We start from the raw sequence: 19,526 nt of genomic DNA on the forward strand, positions 1-19,526 counted from the left end.
GCAGCAGGCTCGACGTGCCCGACCTCTACCAGTACCACGGCCGCTACGCCTACCGCAACGGCTTCAACCTCGCCGCCATCGTCGCGCTCATCGTTGGCATTCTGCCCAACGTGCCCGGCTTCCTCACCGCCATCGGCGTTCTGGATAAAGGCGCGGTATGGCCCGGCCTGGTGGCCGTATACAACTACGCCTGGTTCGTGGGCTTCCTGGTGTCGGGCGGCGTGTATATGCTGCTCATGCACTGGCAGTCCGCCAGCCGCTCTGCCGACCTCCAGCCAGGCATCGTGGCCCGCCCGGCTCCTTCCTCGTCACTGGCTCAATAATTTTCCCATGGTTGAAGTTGATGTGCAGCACGACACCGTCGTGTTCACCATTCGCGGGTTGCACAAGGTTTTGGCCTTCAAAAGCCAGCTCACCGTGCCGCGCTCCCACATCACGGGCGCCCGGCTCGACCCTGCCGCCACCCACCGCCTCGAAGGGCTGCGCGCCGGCGGCACCCACGTGCCCGGGCTCCTAACGGCGGGCACGTTTTACCTCGACTCCCATGCCGGCCACAAGCCCTCGTTTATCGACGTGGCTCACCCCGAAAACATCGTGGTAATTGACTTGCGCGACGAGGAATACCAGCAGCTCATCATCGAGGTAGAAGACCCCGTGGCCGTGGTAGCGCTGCTAGCTACCACCCCTGATGCGGGCAGGTCCGACAGCCGGATTTTTACGCCCATGAAGCCCCGACTGCGCGAATGGCTACACCGTTACCTACCCGCCGAGCTCCTATCGAGTGTGGCCACGCTGGTAGCGGCAGGCCTGGTGCTGCACGCCACGCACAGTGGCCTACGCGCAGCGCTGGCCGGGACTTGGGCCGGCAACGTGGCGTACTTCGGCTACCTGCTGGCTCAGGATGTGCTGCTGGCCCACCGGGCCCGACAGCGGCGCGGGCAGCCCTACACGTGGCGCACATTGGGCCGGAATCTGCGGGCGCTGGCGGTAGAGTTTGGGCCAGCAGAGTTGCTCGATAGCTTTTTCATTCGGCCCGCGCTCATGTACTACCTGCCACGCTGGCTGGGTCACTTCGCGGCGGGCATTCTGCTTGCCAAGCTGCTGGCCGATGTGACGTTTTACGTCCCGGCCATCCTGAGCTACGAGCTGAGCAAGAAGCGGCTGCGGCAATTCGAAGACGACCTGTAGCTGTTTTTTCTGGTTGAGGTTCGTATCCCTACGCGCCGGATACGTAGTTGGGGGTGGCCTTCCTTCCACTTAACCCAGGCGCATACCCACATGGCGAAACCATCTCCTCTGCAGCCCACCGAAGAACGCACCGGGTTCGTGCGCGTGCGCGGCGCCCGTGAGCACAACCTCAAAAATGTTGACGTCGACCTGCCACGCGATGCGCTGGTGGTGTTCACAGGCGTGTCGGGCTCGGGCAAATCCAGCCTGGCCTTCGGCACGCTCTACGCCGAGGCCCAACGCCGCTACCTCGAATCGGTGTCGCCCTACGCCCGCCGGCTGTTCCACCAGATGGCCGTGCCCGAAGTCGATTCCATCGATGGCCTGCCGCCGGCGGTGGCCCTGCAGCAGCAGCGCGGCGCCCCGAGCACCCGCTCGTCGGTGGGTTCGGTCACCACGCTGTCCAACCTGCTGCGCATGCTCTACTCGCGGGCCGGCGACTACCCCAAGGGCCAGGGCATTATCTACGCCGAGTCGTTTTCGCCCAATACCCCCGAGGGCGCCTGCCCCACCTGCCACGGCCTGGGCCGCGTGTACGAAGTCACGGAGCAAACCATGGTGCCCGACCCGTCGCTCACCATCCGGGAGCGCGCCATTGCGGCCTGGCCCCAGGCTTGGGGCGGCCAAAACCAGCGCGACATCCTCGTGAGCATGGGCTACGACGTGGACACGCCCTGGCGCAACCTGCCCCAGACAGACCGCGACTGGATTCTCTTCACCGACGAGCAACCGGTGGTGCCCGTGTTCGCCGGCTTCACCCCCGAGCAGACGCGCTACGCCGTGAAGCGCAAGATGGAACCCAGCTACATGGGCACCTTCACCGGCGTGCGGCGGCACGTGCTGCACACCTTCGCCACCACCCACAGCCCGCTAATGAAGAAGCGCGTGGCCCAATACATGCTCAGCAGCGACTGCCCCACCTGCCAGGGCAAGCGGCTACGCAAAGAGTCCTTGTCGGTGAAATTTGCCGGTTTGGATATTGCGGAAATGTCACGGCTGCCGCTCAAGCGCCTGGCCGGCCAACTGGAACCCTACGCCAAAGGCAAAGCAGGCAAGCAAAAGCACGATGCCGAGCACCCCGAGCAAGCCATTGTAGCCCAACGCATTGCCGAAGACCTCTCTGCCCGCCTCACGGTGCTGCTGGATTTGGGCTTGGGCTACCTGTCGCTGGAGCGCGCCACTCCCACCCTCTCGCCAGGCGAGCTGCAGCGGCTGCGGCTGGCTACCCAGCTATATTCTAACCTGTTCGGGGTAGTGTACGTGCTCGATGAGCCCTCTGCCGGCTTGCACCCCGCCGATACCGAAGCCCTGCTGGCCGCACTGGCCGGCCTGAAGGACGCGGGCAACTCCCTGTTCGTAGTCGAGCACGATTTGGACGTCATTCGCCAAGCCGACTGGCTGGTGGACGTGGGGCCCGCCGCCGGCGAAAAAGGCGGCGAAATTCTCTACAGCGGCCCGCCCGAGGGCTTAAGAACAGTGCTGGAATCGCAAACCCGGCAGCACCTTTTCGACATATCCGCCTTACCCGAACAGACGCCGCGCCGCCCCACCGGCTGGCTGAAGCTGACTGGCGTGACGCGCAACAACCTTGACCGGCTCGACGTGCAGTTTCCGCTGGGCGTGTTCACCACCGTCACGGGCGTGTCGGGCTCCGGCAAGTCGAGCCTGGTGAGCCAGGTGCTGGTTGAGCTGGTAGCCGAGCACCTGGGTCAAGACATTCCAGCCGAGGAAGAGGAAGTAGATGCGCTGGACCAGCCCGCCCCCGTCACCCTCGGCGGCCAGATTACGGGCGGCCTGGAAGGCATCAAGCGCCTGGTGCGGGTCGACCAGAAGCCCATTGGCCGCACGCCGCGCTCCAACATGGCCACCTACACTGGCTTGTTCGACCACGTGCGCAAGCTGTTTGCCGCTACGCCCGCCGCCAAAAAGCGCCGCTACGACGCCGGCCGCTTCTCCTTCAACGTGGCGAAAGGCCGCTGCGAAAACTGCCAGGGCGAAGGCTTCGTGATGGTTGAGCTGTTGTTTCTGCCCAGCGTGTACGCGCCCTGCCCCTTGTGCCACGGCGCCCGCTACAACGCCAAAACGCTGGAAGTAACCTACCGCGACAAAAACGTCGCCGAAGTGCTGAGCCTGACCGTGGACGACGCCTGGGAGTTCTTCGCCGAAGAGCCGCCCGTACACCGCGCCCTCACCGTGCTGCGCGAAGTCGGCCTGGGCTACCTGCGCCTCGGCCAGCCCGCCACCGAGCTATCGGGCGGCGAAGCCCAGCGCATCAAGCTGGCCACCGAGCTGCAGCGCATCGGCCGGGGCAACACGCTCTACATCCTCGACGAGCCCACCACCGGCCTGCACCCCTCCGACGTAGAAAAGCTCATGCTGCAGGCTCGACGGCCTGGTAGAAGCCGGCAACACCGTCATCGTAGTGGAGCACGACATGCGCGTAGTAGCCGGCTCCGATTGGGTTATCGACATCGGCCCTGGCGCGGGCGAAGAAGGCGGACGCGTCGTTGCGGCCGGAACTCCGGAAGCAGTAGCTGAAGTGAAGGCCAGCCGGACCGCTCCGTACCTGCTGCGCTACCTGCAACAGCCTGATAGCGTAAGGGCATAAAGAAAAAGGCCGTTTTCCATAAGGAAAACGGCCTTTTAGGTAGCGGGGACTGGACTCGAACCAGTGACCTTTGGGTTATGAGCCCAACGAGCTACCAACTGCTCCACCCCGCACTGTTTGTGATACAAAGGTAAGCAAACTTTCGGGCAAAGCCACAAAAAATGTCGTTTTAGCCCGTCCGAACGGGTTAAGAGGTGGTTGTCAGGCAGAAAAAACATGATACCACTGAGCGATAGAATCATATAAGCCGTATAGAATGGGCTTATCCATGCCTTTCACGTCGCTGCTATGATACCCCTCACCTTTACTACGCCGCGCACGGCCCGCTATCTGAGCTTGGGCGAGCCAGGGCCCGCCATTGAGCACGTGTGGGTGTGTTTGCACGGCCACGACCAGCCCGTGGGCGACCTGGCCGAGCAGCTTCGCAACCTCGATACTCCGGAGCGCCTGTTGGTACTGCCCGAAGCCCTGAGCCGTTACGAATTGCCCCCAACCGAGGAGGGAGAACTGCGCACCGGCGCCGCTTGGTTTGCTCCCGATTCGCTGCTCACTGACTTCGACGACCTTGGCGTTTACCTCGATGCCCTTACCAACGAGGTGCTGGCGGCCTGCCCGCCGGCTACTCCCCTCACGATACTCGGCTACGGCCACGGCGCCGCCGCGGCCTGCCGCTGGCTGGCGGGCAATGGCGTAGAATACACCCGCCTGATTATGTACGCTCCCGTGTTTCCGGCCAATATCGACCGGCGGGCCACCCTGGTGGCTTTGCCCGAGCGGCCGGTGCTCGTGGTAAGCACTACTACCGATACGTACACTCCCGAAGCCGCCGGCGAAGGCCTGATGCAGGATTTGCTGGATGTGGGCCTGAGCGCCCAGCAGCGCCTGGTAGATGCAGGTCCGCTGCCGCTGGCCTCCCTGGGCGCCAGCGCCGAAGCCTGAGTGGTTTTAGGAGTCTGAGCATGCCAGACCGAGGCGATGCGCGGAATTGGCTTCCTAGGCGTATTCGGGAGTGCTGGGCAGCTCAGTGTACCGGAACCTGTTTTTGAAACGGTCCACAGGAGCTTCCACGAAATGCCAGGAGGCGGCGCTGAGCAGAAGCAGCACGGGACCCAGCGCGAGTAGAACGGGCAACGGCTCCATAAGAGCGGCGCGACCCTCACCACCGGGCACGAAGTAGTATACCAAGCGCTGCCAGAACACCAGCAACGGCAGGTGAAACAGGTAAATCCCATAGCTGCGCTGGCCAACCCACTGGGTTAGCGCGTGGTTCAGCCCCATGCGACGGCCCGCCTCAGGCGCATGCAGAAACCAGCCGATGGTTAGAAATTCGGCAACAGCGAGCCAGGCGCCTTGGCCGAGGTTCCAGACTTGCGCCCAATCGCCTGGGGGTACCCATAGGCGCAAAGCAATCCAGCCGAGCCAGGCCAGCAGCACGTACCGCCCCTGGGCCAGGTGGGCCAGCCACGGGCGACTTTGTTCCAGGCGGAGAATGGCCCCCAGTGCAAATAAATCGAAGTGTGCGGGCAGCAGCATGTGGACCATGTTGGGGTTTACCCACAGGGTCCACGTTATCCGGAATACCCAGGCCGAGGCAGCCAGGGCCAGCAGGGGCTTGAGCCGACGACCAATCAGGCCGAGAAGCAGGGGCCATACCAGGTAGAATTGACCTTCGACCGCAATGGTCCAAAAATGGCCCACGCCGTCGCCCCAGCCCCCGAAGCGGTAAACCAGGAAGTTAGCTCCGGGCAGCACAAACCACACAGGATACTCGCGCACCATGGCCAGCGGCAGCAAAGCACAGCCCGCCAAGGCCAGGTAGTACAACGGCAGGATGCGCAGCGTCCTTCGCACGTAGAATACCCCCACCCGGCGCCACCAGGGCCCTGGCGCGCCCGCATAGGCCCCGTATTTCCAGACAATGCCGGATACCAGGTAGCCGCTGAGCACAAAGAACAGGCTCGGCCCTAGCTCACCCAGTGGAAAAGCGGGCCGCACCCAGTGCTGTACCAGCACGATGCTCACCGCCACCGCCCGCAGGCCGTTGAGTTCGGGGCGGTACGCGAGAGCAGTGGGCGGAGGAGTGGACATAAAAGGAGCAGCCATTCTAGAGCGAAGTAGAGCGAAGCCGCAAAGTACACGCGGCCTCTACTGCAGCCCCTGGCAGGACAATAAGAGCCTGTCCGAAAAGTAATGTGCACGTCATGCTTTATCTGGCGTCCGCGCAGTCAAAGCATGACGGCCTTTTTCGGGGAGGGCATTTTTAGGATAGGTTCTACGGCTTCTGAACCCGCACTTTTTCTCCTGACCTTTGCCCCCTTACGCTGCGTGCGGCGGTGCCTTGCTTTTGCCTTGTTGTTATGTCCGATGTTATGTCCGAAAAACGTCCTCCCGCCCTTGGGTTCATCTTTATCACGATTCTGATTGACGTCATTGGGCTGGGCATCATCATTCCGGTGGTGCCCAAGCTGATTCAGCAGCTCACGGGTGAGGGATTGAGCCGGGCGTCGGAGTACTCGGGCTGGCTCACCTTTGCCTACGCCAGCGCGCAGTTTTGCTTTGCGCCGGTGATTGGCGGGCTCAGCGACAAGCTGGGGCGGCGGCCGGTGCTGCTGGCGGCGCTCCTGGGCCTGGGGCTCGACTACATCTTTCTGAGCTTTGCCCCTACCCTGGCGTGGCTGTTTGTGGGGCGCGTGCTGGCGGGCATCACGGGGGCTAGCTTCACCACGGCCACGGCCTACATTGCCGACATCAGCACGCCGGAGAAGCGGGCCCAGAACTTTGGGCTGGTGGGCGCAGCCTTTGGCATCGGCTTTATTATTGGGCCGGCCGTAGGCGGGCTGCTGGCCGATTTTGGGTCCCGGGTGCCCTTTATGGTAGCCGCGGGGCTGAGCTTGTGCAATTTCCTTTACGGCTTATTTGTGCTGCCCGAGTCGCTGGCGCCCGACCAGCGGCGGCCGTTTCAGTGGCGCCGGGCCAACCCCGTGGCTTCCCTGCTGCGGCTTACCCACTACCCGGCGGTGCTGGGGCTGGTGGCGGCCCTGGTGCTGATTTACCTGGCGGGCTCGGCCACGCAGTCGGTCTGGACGTTTTACACCATGCTCAAGTTTGGCTGGACTGAGAAGCTGGTGGGCATTTCCCTGGCGGTGGTGGGGCTGTTTTCGGGGCTGGTGCAGGGCGGGCTGGTGCGCGTGGCCATACCGCGGCTGGGCGCGGCGCGGGCCATCGTCATCGGTTTGGCGTGCTACACGGTGGGCTTTGTGCTGTTTGCCTTTGCTTCGAGCGGCTGGCTGATGCTGGTGTTTCTGGCGCCCTACTGCCTGGGTGGGCTGGCGGGGCCGGCGCTGCAGGGCACCATTTCGAGCCAGGTGCCGGCCAACGAACAGGGCGAGCTGCAGGGCTCGCTTACCAGCCTCATCAGCGCCACGGGCGTGGTGGGGCCGCTGCTGATGACGTATTTGTTTGCGTTTTTTACCCGGCCCACGGCGCCGGTGCATTTCCCGGGCGCGCCGTTTTTGCTGGGCGCAGTGCTTACGCTGGTCAGCATCGCGCTGGCCGTGCGGTCGCTGCGCAAGCACCCACCGGTAGCGGTGGGCGCGGCACCTCTGGAAGCCACGCCTGCGCACTAATCGACCCGGCCCTGTTTTCACAGCGGGCGCTATCTTCCCCTCGCTCATCCGTGCTGCTTATATGATTCAGCCCAATTCTCTTCCCTTGCTGCAACTCACGCTCCGGTCCGATTTGGGCATATTGGTGGGCCGCTGGGGCTTCCAGCCAGACCCGGCTCAACTGCCGGCCGCCTACGCGGAGCTCGCCGCCGCGGGGCTGCGCGATAAGTGCTGCTTCTGGCTGCAGGATATTCGCCGGCGCACGCTCAACGACCCGCAGACGACCCAGTGGCTGCTCACCGAGTACTTCCCCGACATGGCCGGGCAGCTGGGCGGCCGGCTCTGCGTGGCTTACCTGGTCGGCCCCGACCTGCATCACCACATCGTCAGCGGACCGGCGTTTGCCCCCATCGACTCTTATGCTGGCCAGCCATTCGTAGTAGGTTTCTTTGGCGATGAGGGCGAAGCCATCCAGTGGCTCACCAGCCAGCAGGCCGTTGAGTGGCGTAACCTCCAGCATCCTCGCTCAAATTATTTCTTTCCAAAAAAGGCCTTTCCATTGCTGGAAAGGCCTTTTTCATTCAGCCAACAATATTTTTTCAGGATACGGATAATCTATTACGAAATCTTCGTAGGTTTACGAAATAATCGTAATACGTTTTATCTATCACCTTATGGAACGCCTCACCCAACCAGAAGAAGATGCCTTGCGTGTGCTTTGGCAGAGCAGCGGTGGCTTTGTAAAGGAAGTGCTCGATGGCCTGCCCGAGCCGCGCCCGCCCTACACCACGTTGGCGTCGACGCTGCGCAACCTGGAGCGCAAAGGCTACGTGCGGGCCGAGAAACTGGGCAATTCCTTCCGGTTCGTGCCCGTGGTGTCGGCCGATGACTACCAGCGCCGCTCGCTGGGCACGCTGGTGCAGCAGCACTTCCAGAATTCCTACAAGGTGGTGTCCTTTTTTGCGCAGGACCAGAAAATCAGCGCGGCTGACTTGCAGGACATCATCAAGCTCATCGAAAGCAAAAAAGCCGAATAGCCATGTCGCCCATCCTACTGTATCTGATGAAGGCCAACGGGGCGCTGCTACTGTTTGCGCTGGCTTACTTTGGCTTGTTGCGCCGGCTCACGTTCTTCTCGCTAAACCGCTTTTACCTGCTGTTTGCGCTGCTGTTTTCGGCCGTTTACCCGGCCTTACCCATGCCGGCGCTGTTTCCCGCCGAAGCCGCCTTGCCCGGCGCTTTTGTGCTGGTAGAAACTACCGCTGCCCAGAGCGCTGTGGTAGCTAGCTCGGTAGCCCCCGCTGTCGATTGGGAAGCGGTGGGCCTGGTGCTCTACGCCGGTGGCGCGGCGGTGCTGCTGGCCCGGCTGCTAGTGCAGCTGCTGTCGCTGTGGCTGCGGCGCTCCTCGCGCCCCTCGACGGTGTTGGGCCAGCCCATCCGGGCGCTGGCGGGCGCGGTCAGCCCGTTTTCGTTCTGGCGAACTATCTACCTCAACCCGCTGCAGCACCCGGGCGCCGAGCTGGCGGCTGTGCTGCACCACGAGCAGGTGCACGTGCGACAGTGGCACACGCTCGACGTGCTGCTGGCCCAGGTGGCCTTGGCACTGGCCTGGCTCAACCCCGCGGCCTGGCTGCTGCGCCGCGCCCTGCTCAATAACCTCGAGTACCTCGCCGACCACGCCGCCTTGCAAACCGGCCTCGACCGCCAAGCTTACCAATACAGCCTGCTGCGCCTCAGCCAGGGCGTGGCTGGGCCTTCCCTCGTCTCCCATTTCACATTTCCAACCCTCAAAAACCGTGTTGCCATGATGAATACCCCTCATTCTTCGGCTGGGCAGGCTGGCCCGCTACTTTGTGGCCGGACCGCTGGTGCTGGCTCTGGCGCTGGGCTTCTCGGCCGCGCAAGCGCAGGGGCAGGCCCAACGACACCGGCAAAACTGACGCCAGCCGAAGCCCAGCCCACCACTATATCTTCGCCACAAGCCGCCGTTGAGATGAAAACGGCGGCCGAACCGGCACCACGCCCACGGCCGGCTGCTAAAAGGGCTAAAGTCTCGGTTCAAGTGCCCGCCGCAGCTTCGCGACCGGAAGCCGCCGAATCTACCCCCAAAGCAGTAAATGCCACCAAGCAAAGCGGCCCGCCGCCCCTTTACTATGTGGATGGAAAGCTTAGCAGCAATGCTCAGAATACCCTTGACCCCAAGTCCATTGCCTCCATTAGCGTGTTTAAAGGCGAGCAAGCGCGCCCATTCGGCGACGAAGCCAGCGCGGCGGGGGTCGTGGTGGTAACCACCAAACAGAATGAGAATAACCCGGAAGTGCTGGCTTTCAACCAAAAATACGGCGTGCAAGCGGCCGTGCCAGCTGCTCCGGCCAAAACCGAAACCCCGTATCTGGCGGCGCCGGCCCTGGCATACATCACCAAAACTTATCCCGACGCCCGGCTCCTGGGCGTGACCCAAATTCAGGGAGCCGACGGTACCCCACAATACCAGGCTGAAATTGCCATTGGGCGCCGCCCCGCATACCTGGTATTTGATGCGAAAGGCCAGTTCATTTCAGAATCGCAGAAGGCCCGCTGAGTTTGCTACTGAGACTGAGCCCTGGGCCCGCGCGGGCTGTGAACCACACTCTGCGCGGCCCTAATTACCTCGCTTCGGCAGTCTGGCCCTACAGGCTGTTCTGCTAAGAGGGCGTGATAGCTGAGCCAGAGCCTTCTGGGATTCCCGCAATCTACTTGGCAATCCTGAGGATATTTACTAGCTTGGTGGCAATTGAGCTAAACTAAAAAGAGGCCGTGCATAGCGCACGGCCTCTTTTTTATATACTCTTAGTATAAAATCCGCACAAAACCCTACAGCCGGTTGATTTCAGGCTCCGTGCGAGCTTTATACTGCCCGCTTAGCGCGAGGCGGACTCTTTCTGGCGCTGGCCGCCTTGGTTGCCGGAGTCTTTTTGCCCGTTGCCCTTGTCCTGGTTTTGCTGCACCTTGGCGTCGGTGGCCTGCTGGCCCATGCGCTCCGAAAGCTGGCCGCTGGGCTGGCTACCGGCCTGGGCACCCTGCACCTGAATCTGGTGGCGCATGGTTTTCTCCTCGTCTTTGGGCACTAGCACGCGCAGTACGCCGTCCTCAAAATTGGCCTGAATCTGGCGCGGCTCCACGGTGTCGGGCAGCTGGAACGAGCGCTGGAACGAGCCGTAGGAGCTTTCCACGATGTGGTAGCGGCGGTCGTTTTGCTCGTTTTTGAACTGGCGCTCGCCGGAGATGGTGAGGCGGCCCTGCTGGAAGTCCACTTTCACGTCTTCGCGCTTCAGGCCCGGCAAGGCTACTTCAATCTGGTAGCCCTTGTCGGTTTCGTACGCGTCGACCTGGGGTGAAAAAGTGCTGACCCGGCCGCGGCCCGCCATCGAATCCTGAAAGAACCGGTCGAGCATGGTCGAAAAACTCTGCGGCATCATGTCGCCGAAAGAGTCCTGATACTTTTGAATAGCCATGGCTGAAAAATTTAAGGGTTGAAAGAGAAAAAACTTTGCCGATGAGGCGGTCTTTTCTACTGTGCTTCCGGGCCGCATGTTTCACAAAAAAATGCCACTACTGAACAGTAGCGGCATTTTTTCAAATTTTTCACTTAAGCCCGGCGCTATCTACGACTCCATCACGCGGCTCTGGTGCGCGATGGATTCGAGGTGCACTGCCGCCAGGTACTGCTCCACAAATTCGGGCGTGAGGCCCACCGACTGCCCCTGGCGCAGCGCCCGCTCGAGCACTTCATTCCAGCGGTTGGTTTGGAGGATGGTGATGTCGTTTTCCTTTTTGTACTGCCCGATTTTCTCGGCCACGGCCATGCGGCGGCCCAGCAGCTGCATGATTTCGGCGTCGAGCCTGATTGATTTGCTCGCGGAAGCTGGCCAGGGCCGTGAGGAACTCGCGCTTGTCGGTGGTTTCGTGGCGCCATACCAGGCCCTCAATCAGGTCGCGGAGCACCTCGGGGGTGATTTGCTGCTTGGCGTCGCTCCAGGCGGCGTCGGGATTTTGGTGCGACTCTATCATGTTGCCGTCGAACCCGAGGTTGAGGGCCTGTTGGGCCACGGCGAACAGCGTGTCGCGCCGGCCGCAGATGTGGCTGGGGTCGCAGAGCAGGGGCATTTCGGGCATGCGGCGCTTCATTTCGATGGGCAGGTGCCACATTGGGGCGTTGCGGAAGTCGGTGTTGCCGTAGCTCGAAAAGCCCCGGTGAATCAGGCCCACGTGTTGCAGGCCGGCCTTTTGAAGACGCTCCACGGCGCCCACCCACAGCTCCAGCTCGGGGTGAATGGGGTTTTTCACCAGCACCGGCACGTCCACGCCGCGCAGGGCATTGGCGATTTCCTGCACCGAAAACGGGTTGCCGGTGGTGCGGGCGCCCACCCACAGAATGTCGATGCCGAAGGCCAGGCAGTCCTCTACGTGTTTAGCGGTGGCTACTTCCACGGCGGTGGGCAGGCCGGTAAGCTCGCTGGCTCGCTTGAGCCAGGGCAGGCCTTTGGTGCCCACGCCCTCAAACATGCCGGGCTTGGTGCGGGGCTTCCAGATGCCGGCGCGCAGGGCCTGCACCTTGCCGGTGGCTGCCAGGCGCTGGCAGGTATCGAGCACCTGCTCTTCGGTTTCGGCCGAGCACGGGCCGGAGATAAGGAAAGGCTTGTCGTCGGGCTGGCGGTTGAACAGCGCGGATTTCATCGTGGGTACCATAAGGTTGGGGTTATTATTTTTTGTTTCTTTTAATTATTAGGTCGTCATGCTGAGCGAAGCCGAAGCATCTCGCCCGCTTCGTCCTCACGATTGAGTTACTACCTCAAGCGAGATGCTTCGGCTTCGCTCAGCATGACGTTCTTTTTATTGTTCCTGAGACCAATCATGGCAGGATTTTGCGGATGTGGTTGGCTTGCTGAATCTGCTCGGTTAGGCCTTCGTAATCCTCCCGCGCCAGCAGCTCGCGCAGGTGCTGGAGCTGGTGCAGATGCTCGTCGAGCACGTCGAGCACGTTGAGCCGGTTTTGGCGAAAGATGGGCACCCAGGTAGCCGGCGAGCTTTTGGCCAGCCGCACGGTGGACTCGAAGCCGCCGCTGGCCAGGTCGAAAATGCGCTGCTCTTCTTTCTCCTTTTCCAGCACCGTGAGGGCCAGGGCAAAGGAAGTGATGTGCGAAATATGCGACACGTAGGCCGTGTGCAGGTCGTGGTCGGCGGCGTCGAGGTAAAGCAGGCGCATGGGCAGCGCGTGAAACAGGTCCTCCACCATCCGCAGGGCGTCGGGGTCGCTGTGCGCGGCGTCGCAGAGCACCACGGTTTTCCCTTCAAACAAGCCCGATACGGCTGCTTCGGGCCCCGAGTGCTCGGTGCCGGCCATGGGGTGCACCGCCACGAAGCGTCCCCGGTTGGGGTGCTCGGCCAAGGCGGCCAGCAGCGCCTGCTTGGTCGAGCCCACGTCGATAACCACCTGGTGCGCGGCGGTGGCGTCGAGCACGGGCGGCAGCACGCTCACCATGGCATCCATGGGCACTGCTACCACGATTAAATCGGCCCGGCGCACAGCGGTGGCCAGGTCGGGCTCCACTTCATCCACCAGTTCCAGGCTCGAGCGCGCGCTGGGCGTGGGCCGGGTTTTGCTCCACCCCAATGAGGCGCTCGGCCAGCCCGTGCTGGCGCAAGCTAAGGGCGAGCGAGCCGCCAATAAGACCGAGGCCAATGATGGTGACGTTCATGGTTTTGGGTTGTTAATTAATCGTTGTCCGGTGTTAGAAGAACGTCATGCTGAGCGAAGTCGAAGCATCTCGCCCGCTTCGTTGAGCTGATTGAATTACTTCTGCGGTCGAGATGCTTCGCTCTGCTCTGCATGACGTTCTTGGATATTGGACTTCCAGGTATTCACTCGGTTCAAGGCCTCGCGCAGCACACTTTCGGGCTGGCAGAGGCTGGCGCGCACGTAGCCTTCGCCGTTGCTGCCGAAAATGCCGCCTGGCGTGATAAACACCCGGGCGCCGGCCAGCACGGCATCGCTCAGGGCGTAGCCATCGACAAAGGCGGCGGGCACGGCCGCCCAGATAAACAGCCCAACCTGGCCGGGAGCTGGCTCGCAGCCAAGGGCCCGTAGCAGCTCAATTACCAACTCGCGGCGGGCGCGGTAGGTCGTGTTCAGCTCCTCAAACCAATCGGGACCCAGCGCCAGGGCCGCCACGGCGGCTTGCTGTACCGGCAGGAACATGCCCGAATCCATATTGCTTTTGAAGCGGAGCACGGCGGCCAGCAAATCGGCGCGACCCACCAGCATGCCCACACGCCAGCCGGCCAGGTTGTGCGATTTGCTCAGGGAATTCAGCTCCAGGGCTACTTCGCGGGCGCCGGGCACCGCTAGCAGGCTCACGGGCGGCGTTTCGTTCAGCACAAAGCCGTAGGGATTGTCGTGCACCAGCAGAATCTCGTGCTGCCGGGCAAATTCCACGAGACGGGTGAGGAAGGGCACATCGGCGGCCGTGCCGGTGGGCATGTGCGGGTAGTTCACCAGCATGAGTTTCACCCGCGAGAGGTCGGTTTGGGCCAGGGCATTGAGGTCGGGGAGCCAGCCGGTTGCCGCGTTCAGGTCGTACTCGCGCACCTCGGCCCCGCAAATTTCGGCCACGGCCCGGTAGGTCGGGTAGCCGGGATTGGGGATGAGCACGGCGTCGCCGGCTTCCAGAAACGTCATGGCCACGTGCATGAGGCCCTCTTTGGAGCCCAGCAGCGGCAGGACTTCGGTGGCGGGGTCCAGCGCTACGCCGTAGTGGCGCTGGTAGAAGTCGGCCATGGCGCCGCGCAGGGCGGGCGTGCCCTGGTAGCCCTGGTAGCCGTGGGCGTTGGGCAGCGCGGCAGTGGCCGTGAGGGCAGCCGTCACGCTGGGGTGCGGCGGCAAATCGGGGCTGCCAATGCCCAGGTTGATGATGTTGGCGCCGGCTGCGTTGAGCGCCGCCAGCTCGCGCAGCTTGCGGGAGAAGTAGTATTCGCCGGTTTGGGCCAAGCGGCTGGCAGTGGAAACTTGCATGGGATTAGGCGTTGGTCGGGTTCAGGGCAAGGTGGGGCGTGGTGCTCTCGGCCATGGCAGTCGCCATGCTGCCGCGCTGGTAAGTGCCCAGCACGCGCAGGGCCTCGGTGACGGGCGCCAAATCGGCGAGCAAGGAATTGAGCTGGCTCAACTCGTCGAATTCGACATCGGCGTGGAAGCCGTAGTGCCAGGGCTGGCCCGGGCGCGGGCACGACTGCAGCTTGCTCAGGTTGAGGCCGTGGGCGGCCACGCGGGTGAGCACCCGGGCCAGGCTGCCCGGGGCGTGGGGCGCGTGAAAGTAGAGCGAGGCTTTGTCGGCCTGCGGATGCGTTGTGGCCGTTTCGGCGCGTTCCAGCACCAGGAAACGGGTGTAGTTGTGCGGGTCGTCGTGAATGGCCGGGGCCAGAATCTGAAGGCCAAACTGCTCGGCGGCCTGGGCGCCGGCCACCACGGCCACGCCGGGCGTCTGGTTTTCGGCCAGGAGCTGGGCGCTGTGGCCGGTGTCGTCGGTTTCGACCAGCTTCCAGTGGGGGTGGCGGTCGAGGAAGTCGCCGCACTGACGCAGGGCCATGGGGTGCGAGTGCACGGCCTGAACTTCGGCCAGGGTGGTGCCGGGCAGGGCCAGCAGGTGCTGGTGAATGGGCAGGTACACTTCGCCGGTGACGCGCACGGCGGCCCGCTCCAGCAGAAGATAGTTGGGCAGGATGCTGCCGGCCAGCGAATTCTCCATGGCCATCAGCCCGGCCTCGGCGGTGCCGTTTACCACGTGGGCTACCACGGCCGCGAAGGTGGCGCAGGGCAGCAGCGCGGGCTGGGCCCCGAAATACTGGCGGGCGGCCACTTCGTGAAAGCTGCCTTGAAAACCCTGGATGGAGACGTGCTGGGGCATATTAGTTGTTGGTTGGTAGTTGTTTGTTGCTAGTTGCTGGTTGCTAGTTTGAAGTCTTCATTTTCGAGTTACTGACAATTGACAACCAGCAACAGACAACTAAAAATTGGGCAATAAAAAAGGCCTCCGTTGTGCGGGGCCCTGAGGTTGTTGGCAGAGAGTGTGGTGGTTAACACTGGCAACAGCGGGCCGGCTTCTTCGGGTAGAAGAAGTAATAGCCGTAATAAAAAAAGACCTGTTGCGAGGGAAGCATCTGCGAATCGGGCATTAAAAAAGCGCCTTCTCGGTGAACGAGCGGCGCTGGTAGTGTTTGTGGGGGCTACAAACGGCGGCTCGTTCTACGCGGTGGCGTAGAAGTAATAATAGCCGAAAAAGTAGCGCGTCTGGAGCATGGTGGCGGTGAATGTAGTGGCAAGTTAGGCAGGAGTTTTAGAAATGCAAGCTGAGCAGGACAACTAACCGGCTGGCCACGCCCTGCCCAAGGGCCCGGAAACACGCCCGAACTTTTGCACGGCTCAACCCCAAAAACCCGCCCGCTACAACCCAAACGGCCGAAAATCGGTTTACACAGCTTCGCATCTCCCCTTCCATTTGTCTTATGCCCAAGCTATTTGAACCCTTCGCCCTGCGCGGCGTTACTCTGAAAAACCGCATTGTTGTATCGCCCATGTGCCAGTACAGCAGCGTCGATGGTTTTGCCAACGACTGGCACCTGGTGCACCTGGGCGGCCGTGCCGTGGGCGGCGCCGGCCTTATCATCACGGAGGCCGCGGCCGTGTCGCCCGAAGGCCGCATCAGCCCCGACGACCTCGGCATCTGGAAAGACGAGCACCTGCCCATGCTGCAGCGCATCACGGCGTTTATAGTGGCCCAGGGCTCGGTGCCGGGCATTCAGCTGGCGCACGCTGGCCGCAAGGCCAGCACCTACAGCCCCTGGAAAGGCGAGGGCTGGGTACCGGAAAACGCAGGCGGCTGGATTCCGGTGGGCCCCAGCGCCATTGAGTTTGCACCCAACTACGGCGTGCCGCACGCCCTGAGCACGGAAGGCATTCAGCAGGTCGTGGCCGATTTTCAGGCGGCGGCGATTCGGGCGCTGGCAGCCGGCTTCCAGGTAATTGAGCTGCACGCGGCCCACGGCTACCTGCTGCACGAGTTTCTGTCGCCCCTGAGCAACCACCGGACCGACGAGTACGGCGGCTCGTTTGAAAACCGCATCCGGCTGCTGCTGGAGGTGGTGGCCGCCACCCGCGAAGTTTGGACCGAGGAGCTACCGCTCATCGTGCGCCTCTCGGCCACCGACTGGACCGAGGGCGGCTGGAACGCCGACGAATCAGTGCAGCTGGCCGCCATGCTCAAAGTGCGCGGTGTGGACATGATAGACTGCTCCACCGGCGGCAACGTGCCCAAGGCGCCCATTCCCGTGGGCCCCGGCTACCAGGTGCAGTTCGCCGAGCGCATCAAGCAGGAAACCGGTATCCTGACGGGAGCCGTGGGCCTCATCACCACGCCCGCCGAGGCCGAGGCCATTCTGGCGAACGGCCAGGCCGACGTGGTGCTGCTGGCCCGCGAGTTTCTGCGCGAGCCGTACTTCCCGCTTTTCGCAGCGCACGAGTGGGCGTAGAGATGGCGTGGCCGGTGCAGTACGAGCGCGCCAAGCCGCGGGCGCATGTGGCTGCTGGACCGCGCTAGCAGTTGAGCTGCCAGAAGATAGAGAACGGTCATGCTTCGGCTGCGCTCAGCATGACCGTTCTTTTAGTTAAAATCTATTTGTAAGCTACACTCTGCACCCATTTGGCTGTCACCAGCAACTGGCCCAGGTGCCGCGTGGTATGCTCGGCAGCGTGCACCAGCAAGCCGATATGGGTGGAAGGAATCTGGGCCCGACCTACCCCGCGCGGCTCCGTCAGGGAGCTTTCGGGGTGGTGCGAAGTTGAGCTAAAGCATTATCAACATGCGTACTGAAGCGCTGCACCAGCTGCGTCAGTGTGTCCGCTCCAACGAGTAGTGGCGGGGTCTCCGCAGCCAGCGCGGCCAGCTGCTCGGCCATCAGGGCTTCGCCGCGGGCGTAGGTCAGCAGCCGGTCGAGCACGCCGGAGAGGTGCTGCAAATGAAAGCCTACCGAGGCCACGCCGGCGGGCCGCTCGTTGAGCAGGCTCGGAGGGAAAGTCGTGGAAGGCGGCGGTGAGTTCTTCGCGGGCTTGCAGCAGGGCGTGGGCCACGGGCTGCAGCAGTGGGGGCACGCCGGGCAGGGGCCCGCGCAGCCACACTTCTAGGGTTTCGGGATTGGGCATAAACAGGAAAGCGGGAAACTATGGCCGGGCCGTGAATGTACTATCGGCCTGAGGTTTATATAAGGCGCCGCTGCGGGCCTTACTTTTGTGATTATGTCAGGTATTAACGATGCGCTGCGCGCTGCGGCCGACCAGTTCGGCACCCCCTTTACGTCTACAACTCCGCGACCATCACCGGTCAGTACAACAAGCTTATAAAGGGCTTCTCGGGGCACAAAACGCGCTTTTTCTACGCCTGCAAAGCCCTGAGCAACGTGGCCATTCTGCGCCACATCCTCGGCCTGGGCGCGGGGCTGGACTGCGTGAGCATCAACGAGGTGCGGCTGGGCCTGCACGTGGGCTTTGCGCCCGACGACATCCTTTTTACGCCCAACAGTGTGACATTTGAGGAGCTGGTGGAAGCCAAAAACCTGGGCGTAAACCTGAATATTGACAATATCTCGTTGCTCGAGCGGTTCGGCGCGGCGTTTGGCGGCTCCTATCCGGTGTGCGTGCGCCTGAACCCGCACATCGAGGCGGGCGGCAACTACAAGATTCAAACCGGCCACATCGACAGCAAGTTTGGCATCAGCATTCACCGCCTGCGCCACCTCGAGCGCGTGGTGAAGGGCACCGGCCTGCACGTAAAGGGCTTGCACATGCACACCGGCTCCGAAATCAAGGACGTGGGCGTGTTCATGCGCGCCCTGGAAATTCTGTTCGATGCCGCCGGCCGCTTCCCGGAGCTGGACTTTCTGGATTTGGGCTCGGGCTTCAAGGTGCCCTACAAGCCCGGCGATGCCGAAACCGACGTGGCCACGCTCGGCAAGCAAGTGGCCGAGGCCTTCAAGAGCTTTGAGAAAGAATACGGCCGGCCGCTGGAGTGCTGGTTTGAGCCGGGCAAGTACCTGGTGAGCGAAAGCGGCTACCTGCTCGTGAACGTGGCCGTGGTGAAGCAAACCACCGCCACGGTGTTTGCGGGCGTGAACTCGGGCTTCAACCACCTGATTCGGCCCATGTTCTACGACAGCTACCACCACATCAGCAACCTGACCAACCCCAAGGGCACGGAGCGGCTGTACACGGTGGTGGGCAACATCTGCGAGACCGACACCTTTGCCTGGGACCGCCTGCTGCCCGAAATTCGCGAAAACGACCTGCTGGCTTTCCACAACGCCGGCGCCTACGGCTTCGAGATGAGCAGCAGCTTCAACTCGCGCACCCGCCCCGCCGAGGTGCTGCTGGAAGACGGCCAGCCTGCGGCTCATCCGCCGCCGCCAGACCTTTGAAGACCTGCTGGCCGGGCAGGTAGATGCCGAAACCACGGTGCCCGCCCCAGCGGTCTAGCCTAGGTGCTTCGTCGGGTTTAGGAGCCACGCCACGGCTGTTTCTTCGGTGTCGAAGGTGCGGTAGACGTGGTGGAGCTGGCGGCTGGCCATGACGTACTGGTTCATGGCGAGGCGGGCAAACACGTCGTGGGCCAGCAGGACGGCGCCGTAGCGGTAGCCGTGCTCGGCCACGGCGCGGGGCAGCCATTCGGTGGCCATCCACTCCTGCTCGCTGGCATTGAAGGGGGCCATGGCGCGCTGGTCAACCAGCATTTTTTCCCAGTGCCGCCGGCTCAGGGCCTGCGCAGCGTGCGTGAGCAGGGCCCGAAACTGCAGCAGGCTCGCGCGGGCCGGCACGGTATTCCAGCCGCAGGAATCCCCGGGCTCCTCCCAAATCCGACCGATGCTGTTTTCGAAATAAAGGGAGCGGGTGCTTTTGTGGCTCAACAACTTACGCAGCAAAATAAACGGTAACAGGCCAAGCGCCCCGGCTCGCCAGAGCACTGCCCCGGCGCTCGGCCGAAGCCCCAACCACAAACTACCGGCCG

The 19,526-nt window shown here is 62.8% G+C and carries 16 protein-coding genes, 1 tRNA gene and 3 pseudogenes; 9 read left to right on the forward strand and 11 right to left on the reverse strand.

Going from position 1 to position 19,526, the window contains the following annotated elements; translation table 11 throughout:
• Positions 1-14: 14 nt before the first annotated feature.
• The 3 genes and pseudogenes from ACFQT0_RS02030 to uvrA all read left to right on the forward strand — a co-directional run bounded on the left by ACFQT0_RS02030 (position 15) and on the right by uvrA (position 3,835).
• Entirely contained in the window at positions 15-323 is a 309-nt protein-coding gene (locus tag ACFQT0_RS02030; protein WP_380199964.1) for a cytosine permease, read from the forward strand.
• Between the two features lie 7 nt (positions 324-330).
• A complete protein-coding gene (locus ACFQT0_RS02035) occupies positions 331-1,188 on the forward strand; it encodes a hypothetical protein (RefSeq protein ID WP_380199966.1) in 858 nt (285 codons plus the stop codon).
• A 90-nt stretch (positions 1,189-1,278) separates the two neighbouring features.
• Positions 1,279-3,835 (forward strand): annotated as a pseudogene (gene uvrA, locus ACFQT0_RS02040) (excinuclease ABC subunit UvrA).
• Between the two features lie 40 nt (positions 3,836-3,875).
• On the opposite strand, the gene ACFQT0_RS02045 reads toward uvrA, so the two are convergent.
• Positions 3,876-3,948, reverse strand: a tRNA-Met gene (locus tag ACFQT0_RS02045).
• Positions 3,949-4,123: 175 nt separating this feature from the next.
• Here ACFQT0_RS02045 and ACFQT0_RS02050 point away from each other — a divergent pair.
• Positions 4,124-4,774 carry an alpha/beta hydrolase gene (locus ACFQT0_RS02050; protein ID WP_380199968.1) on the forward strand — a complete coding sequence of 217 codons (651 nt, stop codon included), beginning with the start codon at positions 4,124-4,126 and terminating at the stop codon, positions 4,772-4,774.
• 54 nt (positions 4,775-4,828) lie between these two features.
• On the opposite strand, the gene ACFQT0_RS02055 is transcribed toward ACFQT0_RS02050, so the two are convergent.
• Positions 4,829-5,923 (reverse strand): acyltransferase family protein, encoded by a 1,095-nt coding sequence (locus ACFQT0_RS02055; RefSeq protein ID WP_380199970.1) that lies wholly within the window; start codon positions 5,921-5,923, stop codon positions 4,829-4,831.
• A gap of 281 nt (positions 5,924-6,204) precedes the next feature.
• Between ACFQT0_RS02055 and ACFQT0_RS02060 the strand changes: the two genes are divergently transcribed.
• The 3 genes from ACFQT0_RS02060 to ACFQT0_RS02070 all read left to right on the forward strand — a co-directional run bounded on the left by ACFQT0_RS02060 (position 6,205) and on the right by ACFQT0_RS02070 (position 10,021).
• The gene (locus tag ACFQT0_RS02060) at positions 6,205-7,461 is read left to right on the forward strand and encodes a TCR/Tet family MFS transporter (RefSeq protein WP_380199972.1); all 1,257 of its coding nucleotides are present in this window, start codon (positions 6,205-6,207) and stop codon (positions 7,459-7,461) included.
• A gap of 653 nt (positions 7,462-8,114) precedes the next feature.
• Positions 8,115-8,477: a BlaI/MecI/CopY family transcriptional regulator gene (locus ACFQT0_RS02065; protein ID WP_380199974.1), complete on the forward strand. Its 363-nt coding sequence runs from the start codon at positions 8,115-8,117 to the stop codon at positions 8,475-8,477.
• Positions 8,478-8,479: 2 nt separating this feature from the next.
• Positions 8,480-10,021 carry a M56 family metallopeptidase gene (locus tag ACFQT0_RS02070; RefSeq protein ID WP_380199976.1) on the forward strand — a complete coding sequence of 514 codons (1,542 nt, stop codon included), beginning with the start codon at positions 8,480-8,482 and terminating at the stop codon, positions 10,019-10,021.
• A gap of 319 nt (positions 10,022-10,340) precedes the next feature.
• Here the strand turns inward: ACFQT0_RS02070 and ACFQT0_RS02075 are convergent, their stop codons facing one another.
• The 7 genes from ACFQT0_RS02075 to ACFQT0_RS02105 all read right to left on the reverse strand — a co-directional run bounded on the left by ACFQT0_RS02075 (position 10,341) and on the right by ACFQT0_RS02105 (position 15,380).
• On the reverse strand, positions 10,341-10,934 hold the full coding sequence (locus tag ACFQT0_RS02075) for an Hsp20/alpha crystallin family protein (protein ID WP_380199978.1): 594 nt from the start codon (positions 10,932-10,934) through the stop codon (positions 10,341-10,343).
• Between the two features lie 150 nt (positions 10,935-11,084).
• On the reverse strand, positions 11,085-11,285 hold the full coding sequence (locus ACFQT0_RS02080) for a chorismate mutase (RefSeq protein ID WP_380199981.1): 201 nt from the start codon (positions 11,283-11,285) through the stop codon (positions 11,085-11,087).
• Complete coding sequence (locus tag ACFQT0_RS02085; RefSeq protein ID WP_380199984.1) at positions 11,209-12,156, reverse strand: 3-deoxy-7-phosphoheptulonate synthase; 948 nt, start codon at positions 12,154-12,156, stop codon at positions 11,209-11,211. The genes ACFQT0_RS02080 and ACFQT0_RS02085 overlap by 77 nt, the downstream gene beginning before the upstream one ends.
• 175 nt (positions 12,157-12,331) lie before the next feature.
• Complete coding sequence (locus ACFQT0_RS02090; protein ID WP_380199987.1) at positions 12,332-13,039, reverse strand: prephenate dehydrogenase/arogenate dehydrogenase family protein; 708 nt, start codon at positions 13,037-13,039, stop codon at positions 12,332-12,334.
• Positions 13,032-13,178: a hypothetical protein gene (locus ACFQT0_RS02095; RefSeq protein WP_380199991.1), complete on the reverse strand. Its 147-nt coding sequence runs from the start codon at positions 13,176-13,178 to the stop codon at positions 13,032-13,034. The genes ACFQT0_RS02090 and ACFQT0_RS02095 overlap by 8 nt, the downstream gene beginning before the upstream one ends.
• 95 nt (positions 13,179-13,273) lie before the next feature.
• Complete coding sequence (locus ACFQT0_RS02100) at positions 13,274-14,491, reverse strand: pyridoxal phosphate-dependent aminotransferase (protein WP_380199993.1); 1,218 nt, start codon at positions 14,489-14,491, stop codon at positions 13,274-13,276.
• Positions 14,492-14,495: 4 nt separating this feature from the next.
• Positions 14,496-15,380 carry a prephenate dehydratase gene (locus ACFQT0_RS02105; RefSeq protein WP_380199995.1) on the reverse strand — a complete coding sequence of 295 codons (885 nt, stop codon included), beginning with the start codon at positions 15,378-15,380 and terminating at the stop codon, positions 14,496-14,498.
• Positions 15,381-15,978: 598 nt separating this feature from the next.
• Here ACFQT0_RS02105 and ACFQT0_RS02110 point away from each other — a divergent pair.
• Positions 15,979-17,069 (forward strand): annotated as a pseudogene (locus tag ACFQT0_RS02110) (NADH:flavin oxidoreductase/NADH oxidase).
• Positions 17,070-17,143: 74 nt separating this feature from the next.
• On the opposite strand, the pseudogene ACFQT0_RS02115 reads toward ACFQT0_RS02110, so the two are convergent.
• A pseudogene (locus ACFQT0_RS02115) lies at positions 17,144-17,671 on the reverse strand (DinB family protein).
• Between the two features lie 194 nt (positions 17,672-17,865).
• Between ACFQT0_RS02115 and lysA the strand changes: the two are divergent.
• On the forward strand, positions 17,866-18,939 hold the full coding sequence (lysA, locus tag ACFQT0_RS02120) for a diaminopimelate decarboxylase (protein ID WP_380205884.1): 1,074 nt from the start codon (positions 17,866-17,868) through the stop codon (positions 18,937-18,939).
• A gap of 54 nt (positions 18,940-18,993) precedes the next feature.
• Here the strand turns inward: lysA and ACFQT0_RS02125 are convergent, their stop codons facing one another.
• Complete coding sequence (locus tag ACFQT0_RS02125) at positions 18,994-19,440, reverse strand: hypothetical protein (RefSeq protein ID WP_380199997.1); 447 nt, start codon at positions 19,438-19,440, stop codon at positions 18,994-18,996.
• Positions 19,441-19,526: the final 86 nt, after the last annotated feature.

Source organism: Hymenobacter humi (genome assembly GCF_042665855.1).
Lineage (GTDB): Bacteria > Bacteroidota > Bacteroidia > Cytophagales > Hymenobacteraceae > Hymenobacter > Hymenobacter humi.

What these genes read in the sequence shown, in the direction of transcription:
- ACFQT0_RS02035 (WP_380199966.1), top strand. Translation starts at nt 331, where the DNA reads ATGGTTGAAGTTGATGTGCAGCACGACACCGTCGTGTTCACCATTCGC.
- ACFQT0_RS02050 (WP_380199968.1), top strand. Translation starts at nt 4,124, where the DNA reads ATGATACCCCTCACCTTTACTACGCCGCGCACGGCCCGCTATCTGAGC.
- ACFQT0_RS02055 (WP_380199970.1), bottom strand. Translation starts at nt 5,923, where the DNA reads ATGTCCACTCCTCCGCCCACTGCTCTCGCGTACCGCCCCGAACTCAAC.
- ACFQT0_RS02060 (WP_380199972.1), top strand. Translation starts at nt 6,205, where the DNA reads ATGTCCGAAAAACGTCCTCCCGCCCTTGGGTTCATCTTTATCACGATT.
- ACFQT0_RS02065 (WP_380199974.1), top strand. Translation starts at nt 8,115, where the DNA reads ATGGAACGCCTCACCCAACCAGAAGAAGATGCCTTGCGTGTGCTTTGG.
- ACFQT0_RS02070 (WP_380199976.1), top strand. Translation starts at nt 8,480, where the DNA reads ATGTCGCCCATCCTACTGTATCTGATGAAGGCCAACGGGGCGCTGCTA.
- ACFQT0_RS02075 (WP_380199978.1), bottom strand. Translation starts at nt 10,934, where the DNA reads ATGGCTATTCAAAAGTATCAGGACTCTTTCGGCGACATGATGCCGCAG.
- ACFQT0_RS02080 (WP_380199981.1), bottom strand. Translation starts at nt 11,285, where the DNA reads ATGGCCGTGGCCGAGAAAATCGGGCAGTACAAAAAGGAAAACGACATC.
- ACFQT0_RS02085 (WP_380199984.1), bottom strand. Translation starts at nt 12,156, where the DNA reads ATGAAATCCGCGCTGTTCAACCGCCAGCCCGACGACAAGCCTTTCCTT.
- ACFQT0_RS02095 (WP_380199991.1), bottom strand. Translation starts at nt 13,178, where the DNA reads ATGAACGTCACCATCATTGGCCTCGGTCTTATTGGCGGCTCGCTCGCC.
- ACFQT0_RS02100 (WP_380199993.1), bottom strand. Translation starts at nt 14,491, where the DNA reads ATGCAAGTTTCCACTGCCAGCCGCTTGGCCCAAACCGGCGAATACTAC.
- ACFQT0_RS02105 (WP_380199995.1), bottom strand. Translation starts at nt 15,380, where the DNA reads ATGCCCCAGCACGTCTCCATCCAGGGTTTTCAAGGCAGCTTTCACGAA.